Raw genomic sequence first — 17,703 nt, 5'->3', positions numbered from 1 at the left:
GGTCCTAGATAGAGTTGCCTTCGCTGCGTGCTTTCAACGCGCGCTCGTAACGCTCGCGCGCCGACAAGACCGCATCGCGATCCGATACCTCGGGCACCGCGACTTCCCACCACCATCCGCCTTCGTCGGTCGTGCGCGCGGGGTCGGTGTCGATGGAGATGAGGTAGCTGCGCTCGGCGGCGCGCGCGCGTTGCATCGCGGCCTGCAAGTCGTCGATGCTCGCCACATGCTCCGACAACGCGCCGAGCGCACGCGCGTGCATCGCGAAATCGATGGTCGGTGCGCCGAGCGAGCCTTGCTTGCAGTCGTCGATCAGGTTGTTGAAGGGCGCGCCGCCGCATGCCTGTTGCAAACGGTTGATGCAGCCATAGCCGCGATTGTCGAGCAACACGACGATCAGCTTCGCGCCGAGCATGACGGAGCTCGCCAACTCGCTGTTCATCATGAGATAGCTGCCGTCGCCGACGATCACGATCACCTCGCGCTCCGGCCGCGCGAGCTTCGCGCCCAGACCGCCCGCGATCTCGTAGCCCATGCACGAATAACCGTATTCGACGTGATAGCCGCCCGGCGCGCTCGTGCGCCACAGCTTCTGCAGGTCGGCCGGCAAGGTGCCCGCCGCGCACACGACGATATCGTCAGCCGGCGAATCGGCTTTCGAGCGCTGCACCGCGCCGATGACATCCGCTTCGCGCGGCAAGGCGTTGTCGGCGACGGGCGTGTTCGTCACGTGCGCGACAGTCTCGCGCCAGTCGTCGGCGAGACGTTTGGCGCGCGTGGTCCATTGCGACGACGCGCGCCAGTCGCCGAGCGCTTCGGAAAGCGCATCGAGTGCGAGGCGTGCATCGGCTTCGACGCTCAGCGCGTCTTGCTTCAGGGCATCGAAAGAATTGGCGTTGATCGAAACGAGTTGCGCATGCGCAAAGAGCGTGTTCGATCCCGTGGTGAAGTCCTGCAAGCGCGTGCCGACCGCGAGCACGCAATCGCTCGATTGCGCGAGTTCATTCGCCGATGCCGCGCCCGTCACGCCGATTCCGCCCGCGTTCAGGGCGTCGTCCCAAGCGAGCGCGCCTTTGCCTGCCTGCGTTTCCGCGACGGGCACGCCATGCTTGTGCGCGAAGGCGCGCAACGCGTCGGCGGCGAGGCCGTACAGCACGCCGCCGCCCGAGACGATCAGCGGTTCGCGCGACTCGCGCAAGGCCGCTGCGGCGCGCGCGATTTCATGCGGTGAAGGCGCGCTCGCATGGAACTCGACCACACGCGGCTCGAAGAACGAAGCGGGATAGTCGTAGGCCATCGCCTGCACGTCCTGCGGCAGCGCGAGCGTGACGGGACCGCAGAGCGCGGCATCGGTAAGCACGCGGATCGCGCGCGGCAACGCGCTCAACAACTGCGCCGGATGCACGATGCGATCGAAATAGCGCGATACGGCCTTCAAGGCATCGTTCGCGGAAACGCCGCCGTCGTGTGCGTCCTCGACTTGTTGCAGAACCGGATCGGGCGCGCGCGACACGAAGATGTCGCCCGGCAGAAGCAGCACCGGCAGCCGGTTCACATGCGCGAGCGCGGCCGCCGTCACGAGATTGGTGGCGCCCGGCCCGATGGACGTCGTGACAGCCATCATGCGGCGCCGCATACGCGCCTTCGCAAACGCGATCGCGCTATGCGCCATGGCTTGCTCGTTGTGCGCGCGATACGTCGGCAATTCCTCGCGATGCCGATACAACGCCTCGCCGATGCCCGCGACATTGCCGTGCCCGAAAATTGCGAAGACGCCGCCGAAGAGCGCCTCGCCGCTTTCCGTGCGCAGCGCGGCGAGATAGCGCACGAGCGCCTGCGCGGTGGTCAGCCGGATGGTAGCGTGCTGATTCATGCTGCTTGCTCCTGTCTTGGCTGCACGGCATTCAGCGACGCGCGCGCCTCGCGCCATGCGGAAATCAGCGTTTCGAACGTGTGGCGAACGCGCGCGATCAACTCGTCGTCGCCGATTTCGCCCGCGAGCCATGCGCGGCTCGGCTCGTGAAAGATGGTGCGTCCGACCGTGAAGCCCTTGCACGTTTTGGACGATGCCGCCGCCTTGAAGCGATCGCGCAACTGATCGACCGCCGCCGAGAGCCCGAGCAGCACGACGCCGCGGCAATACGGATCGCGCTCGGCAATCAGCGCATCGACGGCCTGCCATTGCTGTGCGCTCATCGGTTCGAGCTTCCACCATTCGGGATAGATGCCGAGGTTGTAGAGGCGCTTCAATGCGCGATACGCCGTGTCGTCCTCCACGGGCGGTCCGTTCTTCGGCACGATCACTTCGAGCAGCAGTTCATTGCCACTCGCCTGTGTTGCATCGTAGAGCGCGCGCAGTTGCGCTTCCTGTTCGAGGCGCACGTCATGCGGATGATCGGGGTGATAGTGCACGAGACACTTCGCGATATGCTCGCGCGGCCATTCGATGAGCGTCGTGCCGACGTCGCGGCCGTGATCGAACACGAGCGGCATCGAGCCCGGCAACTCGACCGGACGGCCGATCCACCAGCCGCGGCCAGTCGCGGCATTGAGCGCATCCTGTCCGTAGCGGTCGTCGATCAATACGCCGATACGGCCGGCCAGTCCGCGTTCTTCTTCCGTCTTCGCGACGGCATCGACGAAAAGACCCTTCAGCTTCGCAATGCGCGTTTCGTTTGCGCCGGTCTGCTGCGCAAGCTCGAAAAACTGGTTGCGATGATCGAACGCGAAGCCGAGCACTTCGTCCCATTGCTTGCGCTTGGGGCTCACGCGATGCAGACGCGCGAGGCTTGCATCGCGATCCGGACGGCGCATGCGTGCCGGGTCTTCTTTTGCGGCCGCGAGGAAGTACACGAGTTCCTCGGGCGTGGGCATGGCGGGCGCGCAGCCGTGACGCGAAACGACGAGCGCGCCGCACGCATTTGCCGCGCGCGCACACGCTTCGAGCGATTCGTCGCGCAGCCAGCCCGAGAGGAAGCCGGACGCGAACGCATCGCCCGCGCCGAGCACGTTGAGCACTTCGACTTCGACGCCGCCATGAATGGGCGCATCGTCGATGGAAGCGGGCACCGCGCCTTCGATGATCGAGCAGCCGAGCGGCCCGCGCTTCACGACGAGCGTGGCATGAGTAACGGTACGAACCATGGCGAGCGCATCGATCAGATCGTCCTTGCCGCCCGCAATCCGGAACTCTTCTTCCGTGCCGATCGCGAGATCGATCAGCGGCAGGATATGCAGCAAATGCGCGGTGACGCTTTCATCGGCGACGAAGCGCGTTTCGCCGTCGGCCTTGCCTGTCAGACCCCACAGCACCGGCCGATAATCGATGTCGAGAATCGTGCGCACGTTGTTTCGGCGCGCGTATTCGAGCGCGCGGCGGCTCGTGCGATTCACCTGTTCCGTGGAGAAGTGCGTGCCCGTGATGAGCAATGCCTTCGACGAGGCGATATACGCTTCGTCGAAATCGTTTTCGTCCACGGCCATGTCGGCGCAATTCTCGCGATAGAACACGAGCGGAAAGGTATCGCGATCTTTTATGCCGAGCAGCACGAGCGCGGTGAGACGCTCGAAGTCCGTGCGCACGTGGCTCACATCGCAGCCTTCGCCCGCGAGTGTTTCGACGAGAAAGCGTCCCATGTGATCGTTGCCGACGCGCGCGAGCATCGACGACTTGAGCCCCAACCGCGCGCAACCGAACGCGATATTCGCCGACGACCCGCCGAGATACTTCGCAAACGTCGCGACGTCTTCGAGCCGCGCGCCGACCTGTTGCGCGTAGAGATCGACCGCGAGGCGGCCGAGGCACACGATATCGTGCGCGCGGTCCGCTGCAAAACGTGAGGTGTGTTGTTCTGGCATGGCTTGTGGTCCTCGATCCTCAGATCGTCGCGCCTTCGAGTTCGTTGATCATCGTCTGCATCTCGGCGCCGCCCGCCATCATGTCGAGCACTTCGTTCTTCGAGATGGTGTCCTTGGTGTAGGTGCCCATCGAGCGGCCGCGATTGAGCAGCGTGAAGGAGTCGCCGATCGGATAAGCGTGGTGCACGTTGTGCGTGATGAAGATCACGGAAATGCCTTTTTCGCGCGCCTTGTGAATCAGCTTCAGCACGTTGAAGCTCTGCTTCACGCCGAGCGCGGCGGTCGGTTCGTCGAGAATCAGCACGCGTGCGCCGAAGTGAATGGCGCGCGCAATCGCGAGACATTGCTTCTCGCCACCGGACATGGTGCCGATAGGCTGATGCGGATCGCGTACGTTGATGCCCATTTCCGCGAGCTTTGCCTGCGAAGTCTCCGCGGCAAGATCGAGATCCATCACGCTGAAGAGACCGAAGCGTTTCTTCTGCGGCTCGCGGCCCATGAAGAAATTGCGCGCAACGGACAAGAGCGGCACGAGCGCGAGATCCTGATAAACCGTGGCGATGCCCAAATCCAGCGCTTCCTTCGGCGACTCGAAGCGCACTGGCTTGCCATCGACGAGATAGTCGCCGGCGGACGGCGTATGCACGCCCGCCAGCGTCTTGATGAGCGTGGACTTGCCCGCGCCGTTATCGCCCAGCAGGCAATGCACTTCGCCGCGTCGCAGGCGCAAGGTCACGCCGTTCAATGCGATGACCTTGCCGAAAAACTTGCTGACGTTTTCCAGCGCGAGAATGTTGTCGTCGTTCATGGCGTTGGCCTCACTGAGCTTGCGATACGCGACGGCGCACGTAGTGATTGAACAGCACGGCGAGCAGCAGCATCACGCCGAGAAAGACGCGGAACCAGTCGGAACTCACGTTCGTATAAGTGATGCCGATCTGCACGACGCCGAAGATGAGCGCGCCGAAGCACGCGCCGACGACCGAGCCATAACCGCCCGTCAAAAGCGTCCCGCCGATGACCGCCGCGATGATCGCCTCGAATTCCTTCTGCAAGCCGCGATCGGCCGCTGCCGAGCCGATATCGCACACCTGCAGCACGGCGAAGAGACACGAGCAGAAGGCGGTGAGCACGAACAGCGAAATCTTCACGCGCCGTACCGGCACGCCGACGTTCTTGGCCGCGTTGGCGTCGCCGCCGACCGCGAGAATCCAGTTGCCGTAGCGCGTCTTGGCGAGCACGAAGGCGCAGACGGCGGCGAGCGCGAGCCACCAGATGATGACCTTCGGAATGCCCGGCACGAGCGGCTGGCCGTTATCGAGCAACTGACCGATCCCCATGTGCGCGAGCCACGCGAAGAGGCCGTGCAGCGCGACGCCGCGAAAGAGCGTGTCGGCGAGCCAGTCTTGTTGAGCGAGATCGCCGACGCCGGAAATGATGGTGCGATCCGCGAACATGATCGAGAGCGCGAGCGTGAGGCCGCGCAGGATGAACAGAAACGCGAGCGTGACGATGAACGAAGGCAGCCGCGTCTTCATCACGAGGTAGCCGTTCAACGCGCCGAGCAGCATGGAAGCGACGAACGCGAAGAGAATCGACAGCGAGAACGGCCAGTGCAGATAAACCGAGGGCAGCGCGACCATCATGCCCGCGAAGCCGATCATAGAGCCGATGGACAGATCGAACTCGCCCGCGATCATGAGAAGACACGCGCCGACCGCGAGCAAGCCGAGGTAGGCGGCGACCTGCGACCAGTTCATCACGCCGTCGAGGTTGAACATGCCCGACGAACCCGCCGCGAAGCCGAACACGATGAACACGAGCACGGTGCCCGAGATCGCGGCGAACTCCGGCCGGTTCAGCAGATGGCCGAACCACGATTGCCGGCGCACGCGTTCGTCCGAGGGCTTTGCTGCCTCCTGCGTCTCGGCCGACTCTGGCTGTGGATTCGCATGTGGAGGGTAATGCTTGCCGGCTACGCCCATGATGGCTCCTTGACTGATACCGATGCGCGCGCTCCTGCCGCGTCGGGAATAGACGCAGCAGACACACGACGTTCCGCGGAAATGCAGTGATAGCGGGCGGCGCTGAAAAGACGGCCGCCCTGAACGGTCAACGATATTGACCGGCGTATTTCACGACCTTGTCGAGATTCTCTTTGGTGATGAAACCCGGACCCGAACGGATGTTCTTCGGTCCATACGACGGCGCGAGGCCATACGTTTCGAGACGCGCCTTGAACTTCGGATTCGCTTCGAGAATCTGGCGAATCTTCACCGGGTCCGTGGTGTGATCCTTCTTGACGATAGCGAGCACGGCCACGGGGATATAGCCCTGCAAGTACGGTTGCTGATCGATTGCGAACTTGATCGTGCCGTCCTTGATGCCCTTCGCGATGTCATCGGAAAAGTCGAAGGTCACGAAATAGAGCTTGTTTTGCAGGCCCATTTGCGTGACGGCCTTGAGCGTCGCCGAGGCGGGCGTGGGTCCGAGCGTGAGTACAGCCTGCGTATCGGGATGATTGCGCAGGTAAGCCGACACCTTCGACTGAATCTCCGTCGGGTCCTGACCGGAGTCGATGGTGGACGCCTTGTAGTCGACGCCGATGGCTTCCGCGAAGCCACGGCAGCGGTCGAATGACACCGTGTTGGTCGCGATATGGTTCACGCACAGGAACGATTTGACGCCCGCGGCCTTCGCCTTTTCGCCTGCGGCCTTGCCCGCCACGTATTCCGGCTGGCCGATATGCATGATCGCCTTGAGTTGCTCGCTTTGCTCTTCGGTGCCCGAGTTGATCGTGACGAGCGGAATCTTCTTCGCCGTCACCTTGTTGAGCGCGCTCTTCAATACGTCGAAGTCCGCGATGGTGGTGATCACGCCGTCGTAATTACGCGCGGCGGCCTGTTCGATGAGACGCGACATATCGGCAATGTCGCCGTTGGGCGGATTGCGATAGTCGGTCTGGACGTTGAAGTCCTCGTCGGCTTGCTTGATCGAATTCTTGATGACGTTCCACCACGAGTCCGAGTCGGGCGCGTGGCTGATGAGGACGAACTTGGCGTCGGGCGCCGCGTGAGCGGGGGACGCCGTCAACAAGGCTGTGCTGCTCAGGATTGCGGCTGCCGCGAGCGCGCGCAACGCGGCTCGTCCATTGCGAATGGTCATTGTCTCCACCTATCTCGGTTTGTTGTTTGATCTGACTTTTCCGCGAGCCGATGCAGCCGTTGCTTGGGGCCGCTTCGAGCTCAGCACCAAGAGTAGGCCAAGTTTTCCCGGTCTGCAATAGGAATTGCACCGATGCCATAAATGGAAAATACGTTCCATTTTCCTTGCGGACTTCCTATAATCGCTTCCACGGCGTCTGCCTTCGCGGCGCCATCGACATGAGCTATCCATGCAGGATGAGACCAGCACCGACGTGCAGAGCGTCGACGATCTGATGCAGCGCATCACCGACGCTTACGACACGTTGCCGCGTCAGTTGAAGAACGTCGCGACGTATATCGAGCAGCATCGGTCGAGCGTGATGATGGATCGTACGAGCGATATCGCCACCGCGTGCGGCGTGCATCCGTCGGCCGTGGTGCGCTTTGCGCAGCGCTTCGGTTTTTCGGGCTTCTCGGACTTGCAGGCCGTGTTCAGGCAGGCGTTCGCGGGCGGCAATGGCTCGCAGCAGAGTTATCAGCAGCGCATTCGCAAACTCATCGACGAAAAGGCGGGCGATGCCTCCGGTGTCTCCGTGGCGCGCGAATTCATCGCGGCGAGCCGCACGGGACTCGACGAACTCGAAGCCGGTCTCGACGACGAACAGTTCGACGCCGCCGTGGAAATGCTCGAACACGCGGAGAACATCTATGTGATCGGCGTGCGGCGCTCGTTCGCGGTGGCGAGCTATATCGTCTACGCGTTGCAGCACACGAGAAAGCGCGTGCATTTGATCTCCGGCATCGGCGGCATGTTCCGCGAACAGGTCAAGAGCGTGAGAAAGGGCGACGTGGTCGTGGCCATCAGCTTCGCGCCTTATGGCAAGGAAACGCAGTATTGCGTGCGCGCCGCGCAGCATCACGGCGCGAAGACGCTCGTGATCACCGACAGCCAGCTTTCGCCGCTCGCGCGTCACGCGAGCGCGAGTCTGCTCGTGAAGGAGGGCAGCGCGTTCGCGTTCCGCTCGCTCACGAGCACCATTTGCTTGTGCCAGGCGCTGTTCATCGCGCTCGCGTACCGGCTCGAACTCAACGTAGAAGAATCCAAGGAGACAGGCGGCTATGACGATTGACGTGGCGGTATTCGGAGCAGGGCGCATTGGCAAGATTCACGCGGCCAATCTCGCGCGGCAGCCTGGCGTGCGCCTCAAGTATGTCGTCGATGTGAACCGCGAGGCCGCTACGGCGCTCGCTGCGCAATACGGCGCGCAAGTCGCCGATGTCGATGCCGCCATGGGCGACGCCTCGGTGGGCGCAACGGTCGTCTGTTCGAGCACGGACACGCATGCGGACCTGATCCTCGCATCGGCGGCGCAAAAGAAGCACGTGTTCTGCGAGAAGCCCGTGGACCTCACGCTCGAACGCGCGCGCGCCTGCGCCGATGCCGTGCAGAAAGCGGGCGTGGTCTGCATGATCGGCTTTCAGCGGCGCTTCGACCCAACTTTCTCGGCATTGAAGGCGCGCGTGGAAGCGGGCGAGATCGGCGAACCGGAAATGCTGATCGTGACGAGCCGCGATCCGGGCGCGCCGCCCGTGGAATACATCAAGCATTCGGGCGGCATCTTCAAGGACATGCTGATCCACGACTTCGACATCTTCCGCTGGATGCTCGACGACGAAGCCGACACGCTGCACGCCACGGGCAGTTGTTTGTCCGATCCCGCCATCGCGGAAGCCGGCGATATCGATTCGACAGCCGTCACCATCCGCACGAAACGCGGACGCCTCTGCCAGATCAACACGGCGCGGCGCTCGGGCTACAGCTACGATCAGCGCTTCGAGGTGCTCGGCAGTCTCGGCATGCTGCAAGCGGGCAACGTGCGTCCGACCGAAGTGACGGCATATTCGACCAAGGGCGTGTCGAGCGACGTGCCCGAGGCGTTCTTTCTCGAACGGTATCGCGCGGCGTATGCCGCGGAAATCGCGCATTTCTTCGATGCCGTGACCCATGGCAAGCCCGTGCGCACCACTGTTGCCGACGGCCTCAAGGCGCTCGAACTCGCCGAGGCCGCGACGCTTTCGTGGCGCGAAAAGCGCATCGTGAAGCTCGGGGAGAACGCGGCATGAGCGCGGTGCGGGTGGGCATTGTCGGGCTGGGGCGGCTCGGCCGCAGACACGCGGAAAACCTCGCGTGGCATGTGCCGGGCGCGCGGCTCGTCGCGGCGTGCAGCCCGGTTGAGCAAGAGCGCGAATGGGCTCGCGACAACCTGCCGGAAATCGCGCTCCATGCCGATTACGCCGACTTGCTGACCGATCCGTCCATCGACGCCGTGTGGCTCGTCACGCCGACTTCGCTGCACGCGCGGCAGATCATCGCCGCGTTGCGCGCGGGCAAACATGTGTTCTGCGAGAAGCCGCTGTCGCTCGATCTCGCCGAATGCGACAGCGTGATCGAGGAACACGCGCGGCATGCGCATCTGCATGTAATGATCGGCTTCGTGCGCCGTTTCGATGCGAGTTATCGAGATGCCTTCGAGCGCATTGGCGAAGGCGCGATCGGCCGGCCGTTCATGGTGCGCTCGCAGACCTGCGACAAGAATGATCCGGATGGTTTTTTCGTGCGTTTCGCGCCGACATCGGGCGGACTCTTTCTCGATTGCAGCGTGCACGACATCGACCTCGCGCGCTGGATGCTCGGTAATCCGAAGCCCAAGCGCGTGTTCGCGAGCGGCACGATAGCAATCCACGAAGGCTTGCGCGAATGTGGCGATATCGACAATGGCGTGGGCACGATCGAATTCGACGATGGCCGGCTTGCCGTGCTATTCGCTTCCCGCACGATGGCTCATGGCCACGACACGCAGACAGAAGTCATCGGCACGGCGGGCGCGCTTGCCATTGGGCGCAATCCGCGTGCGAACCGCGTCGAGATCGCCGATGCACACGGCATGCGAAACGTTTGCACGCCGACTTTCTTCGAGCGCTTCGAAGATGCGTTTTTACGCGAATCGCAAGCCTTCGTCGCGCTCGTGCGAGATGGCACGGCGACCGGCCTCACGCTCGACGATGCGCGCGAGGCGACGAGGATTGGCATCGCCATGCGGCAGGCGTACGAGACCGGCCGCCCGGTGGACTTGTGAACGCTGCGTTAGAATCGGGCCTTCGATGTTTCGCAACACGCAAGGCTTAACGGAATTCAAATCGCGATGGAAGTTCACAAGGAAGTCGACGCGCGCGGGCTCAACTGCCCGTTGCCGATCCTGCGGGCAAAGAAAGCACTCGCCGACATGACGAGCGGCCAGATTCTGAAGGTGCTCGCCACCGACCCCGGATCGCAGCGCGATTTCGCGGCGTTTGCAAGGCAGACCGGCAACGAGATCGTCGAAGTAACCACGCAGGACAAAGTGTTCACCTTTCTGATGCGACGCCGCTGAAAAGGAAAAGCCCATCACATGACGCGATGGGCTTTTTTTTCGCCTGCCGACGCGGGCGACTTCGACTTACTTCAACTCAGCTAGCCAGGTTCGGCGAGCGCGTGCGCAAATACTCGTCGAAGTCTTTCGACACTTCCGGATGGCGCAGCGCGAATTCCACCGTCGCCTTCAGATAGCCGAGCTTGCTGCCGCAGTCGAAGCGCGTGCCGTGGTACTTGTACGCGAGCACTTGTTCGTCCGACAGGAGCGACATGATGGCGTCCGTCAGTTGCAGTTCGCCGCCCGCGCCGGGCTTGATCGAGCGGATGTGATCGAAAATGCGGGGCTTCAGCACATAGCGGCCGACCACGCCGAGGTTCGACGGCGCAACGGCCGGTTCCGGCTTTTCGACGATACCCGAGAGTTTGAAGATGTTGTCTTCCCACTCCTTGCCGTCAATGATGCCGTAGGACTTCGAATCTTCCGCCGGGATTTCCTCGACGCCGATCACCGAGCTGTGATAGTGGTCGAAGACTTCGATCATCTGCGACATCACGGGCGGCTTGCCGTACAGCAAGTCGTCCGCGAGGATCACGGCGAACGGGTTGTCGCCGACGAGCTTTTCGGCACACAACACCGCGTGGCCGAGACCGAGCGCTTCGGCCTGACGCACGTAGAAGCAATCGACATGGCTCGGCTTGATGCTGCGCACGAGTTCGAGCAGCTTGTCCTTGCCGCGCGCTTCCAGTTCGGCTTCGATCTCATAAGACTTGTCGAAGTGGTCTTCAATCGCGCGCTTGCTGCGCCCGGTCACGAAGATCATTTCGGTGATACCGGCGGCCATTGCCTCTTCCACCGCATATTGAATCAGCGGCTTGTCGACGACGGGCAGCATTTCTTTCGGGCTCGCCTTGGTCGCGGGGAGGAACCGAGTGCCGAGACCCGCGACGGGGAAAACCGCTTTGGTAACTTTTAGCATGTGATAACCCTGATCCTCTTAATCATTTGGAACGTCGAGCAGTTGGGCGAACGGACGAACATCCCCGATCACGCGGCGATGCTACTTCACGACAGCCCAATCAGACAGGCAGCCGCAAAATTTGCGCCCGAAGCTTCTCGATAGTGGTTTCGTATTCTGCCAGCCTTTTTCGCTCCTGTTCAACGACGGCGGGCGGCGCTTTTGAAACAAAGCTTTCATTTCCGAGCTTCGCGTTACATTTGCCTGCTTCGACAGTCAGGCGGTCTACTTCCTTCGTGAGACGCTCGCGTTCGGCGGCGACATCGATCTCCACCTTCAGCACGAGTTTGTTCGCGCCGACGATCGCCACCGGCGCACCTTCCGCTTCGGCATCGAGCGCGGCTTCGTCGTCGATGATCTTCACTTCGGCAAGACGCGACAGTGCGGCGACGTACGGCGCAAACGTATGGAGACGCGCGGCGTCGCCATGTGCGAGCAGCGGCACCTTCACCGCGGGCGACAGGTTCATTTCGCCGCGCAGATTACGGCATGCGTCGATGACAGCCTTGAGTTCGGACGCCCACTGTTCCGCCGTTTCGTCGATCTTCTTCGTCTCGGCGCGCGGATAGGCCTGCGTCATGATCGACAACTCGCCTTCCTTCGTGCCTTCGGGCAAAACGTCGGTCAGCGGCGCCACCTTCTGCCACAGCGCTTCCGTGATGAACGGGATGATCGGATGCGCGAGCCGCAGCACCGTCTCCAGCACGCGCAACAGCGTGCGGCGCGTGGCGCGCTGCTGCTCGGGCGTACCGGTCTGGATCTGCACCTTCGCGAGTTCGAGATACCAGTCGCAGTATTCGTCCCAGACGAACTTGTAAATTGCGCTCGCAACGTTGTCGAAGCGATAGTCCGCGAAACCCTTTTCGACTTCCGCTTCGACGCGCTGCAGGAGCGACACGATCCAGCGGTCCGCCTGCGAATAATCGGTGTAGCCGCCGGGGCCGCAATCGCCCGGCTTGCAGTCGCCGGGGTTCGCAAAGCCGCAGTCGTGGCCTTCGCAATTCATCAACACGAAACGCGTGGCGTTCCAGAGCTTGTTGCAGAAATTGCGATAACCCTCACAGCGTGCCAGATCAAAATTCACATTGCGACCCAGCGTGGCCATGGAAGCCATCGTGAAGCGCAGCGCGTCGGTGCCGAAGGCCGGAATGCCTTCCGGAAATTCCTTGCGCGTTTTCTTTTCGATCTGCGCGGCGGCCTTCGGATTCATGAGGCCGGCGGTGCGCTTGGCAACGAGCGGTTCGAGCTCGATGCCATCCACGATATCGATGGGATCGAGCGTATTGCCCTTGCTCTTCGACATCTTCTGGCCTTCCGCGTCGCGCACGAGGCCGTGCACGTAGACCGTGTGGAACGGCACCTTGCCGGTGAAGTGCGTGGTCATCATCACCATCCGGGCAACCCAGAAGAAAATGATGTCGAAGCCCGTCACGAGCACGGTGGAGGGCAAGAACGCGTTCAGTTCCCTGGTTTCGTCCGGCCAGCCGAGCGACGAGAAGGGCACGAGCGCGGACGAGAACCACGTATCGAGCACGTCTTCGTCGCGGCGCAGCGCACCTTTGTAGCCCTTGGCGTCGGCTTCGGCGCGCGCTTCGTCTTCCGTTTTCGCGACGAAGATCTCGCCGTTTTCGCCATACCACGCGGGAATCTGATGGCCCCACCACAACTGGCGCGAGATGCACCAGTCCTGGATGTTTTCGAGCCATTGGTAGTAAGTTGTGGTCCAGTTCTCGGGCACGAACTTGATCTGCCCGCCGCGAACCACGTCCAGCGACGTTTCCGTGATCGACTTGCCCGGATTGAACGTGCCTTCCGGAGCGGCCTTGGTCATTGCGACGAACCACTGGTCGGTCAGCATCGGCTCGATGACCACGTTGGTGCGGTCGCCGCGCGGCACCATGAGCTTGTGCGGCTTCACGGACTCGAGCAGGCCGAGCGCTTCGAGATCTTTCACCACTTCCTTGCGCGCGTCGAAGCGATCCATGCCGCGATATTTCGCGGGCGCGTTGTCGTTGATCTTCGCGTCGAGCGTGAGGATTTCGATCTGCGGCAGCTTGTGGCGCTGGCCGACCGCGTAGTCGTTGAAGTCGTGCGCGGGCGTGACCTTCACGACGCCCGTGCCGAACTCGCGGTCCACGTAGTCGTCCGCGATAACCGGAATCTCGCGGTCGCCAAGCGGCAGCACGACCGTCTTGCCGATCAGATGCCGATACCGCTCGTCTTCGGGATGCACCATCACCGCAACGTCGCCGAGCATGGTTTCGGGCCGCGTGGTCGCGACCGTCAGATGGCCGGAGCCGTCGGGCAGCGGGTACTTGATGTGCCAAAGGCTGCCGTTTTCTTCCTCGCTGACGACTTCGAGGTCGGACACGGCCGTGCCCAGCACCGGGTCCCAGTTCACGAGCCGCTTGCCGCGATAGATGAGCCCTTGCTTGTACAAGGTCACGAAGACGTCGCGCACGGCGGCGGACATCTTGTCGTCCATCGTGAAGTATTCGCGCGACCAGTCGATGGAAGCGCCCAGACGCCGTACCTGATTCGTGATGGTCGAGCCGGATTCCTGCTTCCACGCCCAGACGCGCTTCAGGAATTCCTCGCGGCCGAGGTCATGGCGGGAGATTTTTTTGGCGTCGAGCTGGCGTTCGACGACGATCTGCGTGGCAATGCCCGCGTGGTCCGTGCCCGGCACCCACAGCGTGTTTTCGCCGAGCATGCGGTGATAGCGCGTCAGGCCGTCCATGATGGTCTGGTTGAACGCGTGGCCCATGTGCAGCGTGCCGGTGACATTCGGCGGCGGCAGTTGAATGGAGAAATTCTTCGCGCCTTCCTGGAAGGTCGGGGCGGAGTAGCCGCGTTTTTCCCATTCCGGGCCCCATTGGGACTCGATGTTCTGAGGCTCGAAGCTCTTCGCAAGCGTGTTGTCGCTCATCGTGAAATCTGCCGAAAAATGCGTGAAAAGTGCGGGGTAATCCCTGATTATAAGGTTCGAGCGAGTCAATCGGACGAATTCGGGGTGGCTTGCGGCCAGGCGCGGATGCCAGGCGCCGGCGACGCCATCGGCGCGGTCTTATAATGGTCGGCCCGCCGCCAGAGACTTTGGCCCGCTTTTCGCCGTCCACCTGCTCCCATGCCCGACCTGCTCGCGAACCTCAACCCCGAACAACTCGCCGCCGTGACGCTGCCCAACGAGCCCGCGCTGATTCTCGCCGGCGCGGGCAGCGGCAAGACGCGCGTGCTCATCACGCGAATTGCGTGGCTGATCCAGCAGGGCTACGCGTCGCCGCCGACCATTCTCGCCGTGACCTTCACGAACAAAGCCGCGCGCGAAATGATGTCGCGGCTCTCGGCGCTCTTGCCCATCGACACGCGCGGCATGTGGATCGGCACCTTCCACGGCCTGTGCAACCGCATGCTGCGCGCGCATTATCGCGACGCGGGGCTGCCGCAGACTTTCCAGATTCTCGACACCGCCGATCAGCTCTCCGCCATCAAGCGGCTGATGAAAGGGCTCAATGTCGACGACGAAAAATATCCGGCGAAGAACCTTCAGTACTTCATCAACAACGCGAAAGAGCAGGGCTTGCGTCCGAAGGACGTGGACGCCACGGACGCCTTCAACCGCAAGTTCGTCGAACTGTACGAAGCCTACGATCAGCAATGCCAGCGCGAAGGCGTCGTGGATTTCCCCGAACTGCTGTTGCGCTGCCACGAACTGCTCGCGTTCAATGCGCCGCTGCGCGCGCATTATCAGGCGCGCTTTCGCAATATCCTCGTCGACGAGTTTCAGGACACCAACAAGCTGCAGTACGCGTGGCTCAAGCAGCTCGCGGGCGAGAGCAACGCCATCTTCGCGGTCGGTGACGACGACCAATCCATCTACGCGTTTCGCGGCGCGAACGTCGGCAACATGCACGACTTCGAGCGCGAATTCCGCGTGCGCAATCTCATCAAGCTGGAGCAGAACTATCGCTCGCACGGCCATATTCTCGATACCGCGAACTTCCTGATCGCCAACAACTCGCGGCGGCTCGGCAAGAACCTGCGCACGGATGCGGGGCACGGCGAACCGGTGCGCGTCTACGAAGCCGCGACGGATTCGCAGGAAGCGGGCTGGATCGTCGAGGAGATCAAGGCGCTCATCAATACGGGTCTCGCGCGCGGGGAGATTGCGGTGCTGTACCGGAGCAATGCGCAGTCGCGGACCATCGAGCACACGCTCGTGAACGCGGGCATTGCGTATCGCGTGTATGGCGGCTTGCGCTTCTTCGAGCGTCAGGAAGTGAAGCATGCGCTCGCGTATCTGCGTCTGATCGACAACCCGAACGACGACACGGCGTTTGCGCGCGTGGTCAATTTCCCGACGCGCGGCATCGGTGCGCGCTCCATCGAGCAACTCGCCGACGCCGCGCGTCTCTACAACTGTTCGATGGCCGCCGCCGTGCCCTACGTCACGGGAAAGGCAGCTTCGAGCCTCGGCGCTTTCGCCACGCTCGTCGCGAAGATGCGCGCCGAAACGCAGCAGATGAGTCTGCCGGAAACGGTCGAATACGTCGTGCGCGCGAGCGGTCTCGCCGCGTTCTACGAGACCGAGCGCGAAGGCCAGGACCGTCTGGAGAACTTGCAGGAAGTGGTCAACGCGGCGGCGGCGTTCGTGAGCGAGGAAGGCTACGGGCTCGATACTCCCGCGCGTTCCGTGCCGCTGCGCCCCGGCGCGACGGCGGCGCCGGAAATCGTGAGCGAGGACGGCGAGATCGAAGTGCTGGACGCGCCCGGCATTGCCGATCCCGCGCAGAACCCCGATACCATGACGCCGCTCGCGGGGTTTCTCTCGCATGCATCGCTCGAAGCGGGCGACAACCAGGCGCAGGCCGGCCAGGATGCCGTGCAACTCATGACCGTGCACGCGGCGAAAGGGCTGGAATTCACGGCGGTGTTCATCACCGGACTGGAAGAAGGGCTCTTTCCGCACGAGAACAGCGCGCAGGAAACCGACGGCCTCGAAGAAGAGCGGCGGCTCGCTTATGTGGCGATCACGCGGGCGAAAGAGCGGCTTTATCTGTCGTTCGCGCAGAGCCGGATGCTGCATGGACAGACGCGCTACAACATTCGCTCGCGCTTTTTCGACGAATTGCCCGAAGGCTCGCTCAAGTGGCTCACGCCGAAGATCGAGCCGGGCGCGCGTTGGGGCGGGCGCGCGGATAACGCCGGCTGGGGCCGCGACTGGTTCGCGCGCCCAGGCCAGGAGCGCGGCGGTTCGGCTTACGGCGGTTCCGCCGCGTCCGCACCGGCGTTGCCGTCGTTCGCCAACGAGCAGCGCGCGGCGGAAAGCGGCTTCAAGGTTGGACAAGCGGTGTTCCACACGAAGTTCGGCGAGGGCACGGTGATCGGGCTCGAAGGCTCCGGCGGCGATGCGCGCGCGCAGGTTCGCTTCAAGCGGCACGGCGAGAAATGGCTCGCGCTCGCGGTGGCGAAACTGCAAGCGGTCGAATGACGATGCTCGGCATCATGGCGGCGCTGCCGCAGGAACTGGGCGATCTCGTCGCGCAGATGCATGCGGCGGGCGCAGTCGAGACGGTGACGCTCGGTCAGCGCGAGTATCACGTCGGCCACGCGCATGGCGTGCGCGTGGTGGCGACGCTCGCGCGCATCGGCAAGGTCGCGGCGGCGGCGACGGCGAGCGCGCTCATTCACGTGTTCAGGGTCGATGCGATCGTTTTCACGGGTGTCGCGGGCGGCGTGCATGCAAATGTCCGGGTGGGCGACATCGTCATCGGCGATACGCTCCTGCAGCACGATCTCGATGCCTCGCCGCTTTTTCCGCGCTATGAAGTGCCGCTTCTGGCCCGCTCTCATTTCGCCGCCGATCCCAGCTTTTCCGATGCGCTCGCGCTGGCCGCCGCGAGTTTCATCGCCGATGAGGGCAGCGCGCTTGCCGAGCGCTTCGCGGTGCATGCGCCGCGTGTGCATCGCGGGTTGATCGTGAGTGGCGATCGCTTCGTCGCGAGCAACGAAGGCGTGCTGGCGCTTCGCGACGCCTTGCCCGATGCGCTCGCGGTCGAAATGGAAGGCGCGGCGCTCGCGCAGGTTTGTTTCGAACACGCGGTGCCGTGCGCCGTCGTGCGCACCATCTCGGATACCGCCGATGCCGCCGCGCCTGAATCGTTCGCGGAGTTTCTCGTGGCGATCGCGGGTGCGTATTCGTCGGGGATTCTGGTGCGGTTTCTTCGGTCTGTGCATTAGCTCCAACGCTCGGGTTTTCCCTTCTGCCGCC

At 63.0% G+C, this 17,703-nt stretch carries 13 protein-coding genes; 6 read left to right on the top strand and 7 right to left on the bottom strand.

What is annotated here, in order from left to right; all coding sequences use genetic code 11:
* Nucleotides 1–4: 4 nt before the first annotated feature.
* From iolD to NCR40_RS09015, 5 genes are all read right to left on the bottom strand, one after another.
* Nucleotides 5–1,873 (bottom strand): 3D-(3,5/4)-trihydroxycyclohexane-1,2-dione acylhydrolase (decyclizing), encoded by a 1,869-nt coding sequence (gene iolD / locus NCR40_RS09035; protein ID WP_250509265.1) that lies wholly within the window; start codon nucleotides 1,871–1,873, stop codon nucleotides 5–7.
* A complete protein-coding gene (locus NCR40_RS09030) occupies nucleotides 1,870–3,858 on the bottom strand; it encodes a bifunctional 5-dehydro-2-deoxygluconokinase/5-dehydro-2-deoxyphosphogluconate aldolase (RefSeq protein ID WP_250509264.1) in 1,989 nt (662 codons plus the stop codon). The genes iolD and NCR40_RS09030 overlap by 4 nt, the downstream gene beginning before the upstream one ends.
* A 19-nt stretch (nucleotides 3,859–3,877) precedes the next feature.
* Nucleotides 3,878–4,666 carry an ATP-binding cassette domain-containing protein gene (locus NCR40_RS09025; RefSeq protein WP_244825680.1) on the bottom strand — a complete coding sequence of 263 codons (789 nt, stop codon included), beginning with the start codon at nucleotides 4,664–4,666 and terminating at the stop codon, nucleotides 3,878–3,880.
* A gap of 10 nt (nucleotides 4,667–4,676) precedes the next feature.
* Nucleotides 4,677–5,843: an ABC transporter permease gene (locus NCR40_RS09020; protein WP_244825679.1), complete on the bottom strand. Its 1,167-nt coding sequence runs from the start codon at nucleotides 5,841–5,843 to the stop codon at nucleotides 4,677–4,679.
* A 127-nt stretch (nucleotides 5,844–5,970) separates the two neighbouring features.
* Nucleotides 5,971–7,023, bottom strand: a complete 1,053-nt coding sequence (locus tag NCR40_RS09015; RefSeq protein WP_244825678.1) for a sugar ABC transporter substrate-binding protein — start codon at nucleotides 7,021–7,023, stop codon at nucleotides 5,971–5,973.
* Nucleotides 7,024–7,252: 229 nt separating this feature from the next.
* On the opposite strand from NCR40_RS09015, the gene NCR40_RS09010 reads away from it, so the two are divergent.
* From NCR40_RS09010 to NCR40_RS08995, 4 genes are all read left to right on the top strand, one after another.
* Nucleotides 7,253–8,134, top strand: a complete 882-nt coding sequence (locus NCR40_RS09010; protein WP_244825677.1) for a MurR/RpiR family transcriptional regulator — start codon at nucleotides 7,253–7,255, stop codon at nucleotides 8,132–8,134.
* Entirely contained in the window at nucleotides 8,124–9,128 is a 1,005-nt protein-coding gene (gene iolG, locus NCR40_RS09005; RefSeq protein ID WP_250509263.1) for an inositol 2-dehydrogenase, read from the top strand. The genes NCR40_RS09010 and iolG overlap by 11 nt, the downstream gene beginning before the upstream one ends.
* Nucleotides 9,125–10,141, top strand: coding sequence for a Gfo/Idh/MocA family oxidoreductase (locus NCR40_RS09000; protein ID WP_250509262.1), 1,017 nt, complete (start codon nucleotides 9,125–9,127; stop codon nucleotides 10,139–10,141). The genes iolG and NCR40_RS09000 overlap by 4 nt, the downstream gene beginning before the upstream one ends.
* Nucleotides 10,142–10,207: 66 nt before the next feature.
* A complete protein-coding gene (locus NCR40_RS08995) occupies nucleotides 10,208–10,435 on the top strand; it encodes a sulfurtransferase TusA family protein (protein WP_062601442.1) in 228 nt (75 codons plus the stop codon).
* Nucleotides 10,436–10,511: 76 nt separating this feature from the next.
* Here the strand turns inward: NCR40_RS08995 and galU are convergent, their stop codons facing one another.
* The gene (gene galU, locus NCR40_RS08990) at nucleotides 10,512–11,393 is read right to left on the bottom strand and encodes a UTP--glucose-1-phosphate uridylyltransferase GalU (protein ID WP_244825674.1); all 882 of its coding nucleotides are present in this window, start codon (nucleotides 11,391–11,393) and stop codon (nucleotides 10,512–10,514) included.
* A gap of 100 nt (nucleotides 11,394–11,493) precedes the next feature.
* Nucleotides 11,494–14,361, bottom strand: a complete 2,868-nt coding sequence (locus NCR40_RS08985) for a valine--tRNA ligase (RefSeq protein ID WP_250492593.1) — start codon at nucleotides 14,359–14,361, stop codon at nucleotides 11,494–11,496.
* Nucleotides 14,362–14,559: 198 nt separating this feature from the next.
* Here NCR40_RS08985 and NCR40_RS08980 point away from each other — a divergent pair, with 198 nt between their 5' ends.
* Both NCR40_RS08980 and NCR40_RS08975 read left to right on the top strand, forming a co-directional pair.
* A complete protein-coding gene (locus NCR40_RS08980) occupies nucleotides 14,560–16,923 on the top strand; it encodes a UvrD-helicase domain-containing protein (RefSeq protein ID WP_250509261.1) in 2,364 nt (787 codons plus the stop codon).
* Entirely contained in the window at nucleotides 16,920–17,672 is a 753-nt protein-coding gene (locus NCR40_RS08975; RefSeq protein WP_250509260.1) for a 5'-methylthioadenosine/adenosylhomocysteine nucleosidase, read from the top strand. Before NCR40_RS08980 ends, NCR40_RS08975 begins: the two co-directional genes overlap by 4 nt.
* The last annotated feature ends 31 nt before the right edge of the window (nucleotides 17,673–17,703 follow it).

The sequence above is a fragment of the Caballeronia sp. GACF4 genome, from assembly GCF_023631025.1.
Classification (GTDB): Bacteria; Pseudomonadota; Gammaproteobacteria; order Burkholderiales; family Burkholderiaceae; genus Caballeronia.
Note: the sequence above shows the minus strand (reverse complement) of the source record. Positions and strands in the feature narration are given on the sequence as shown.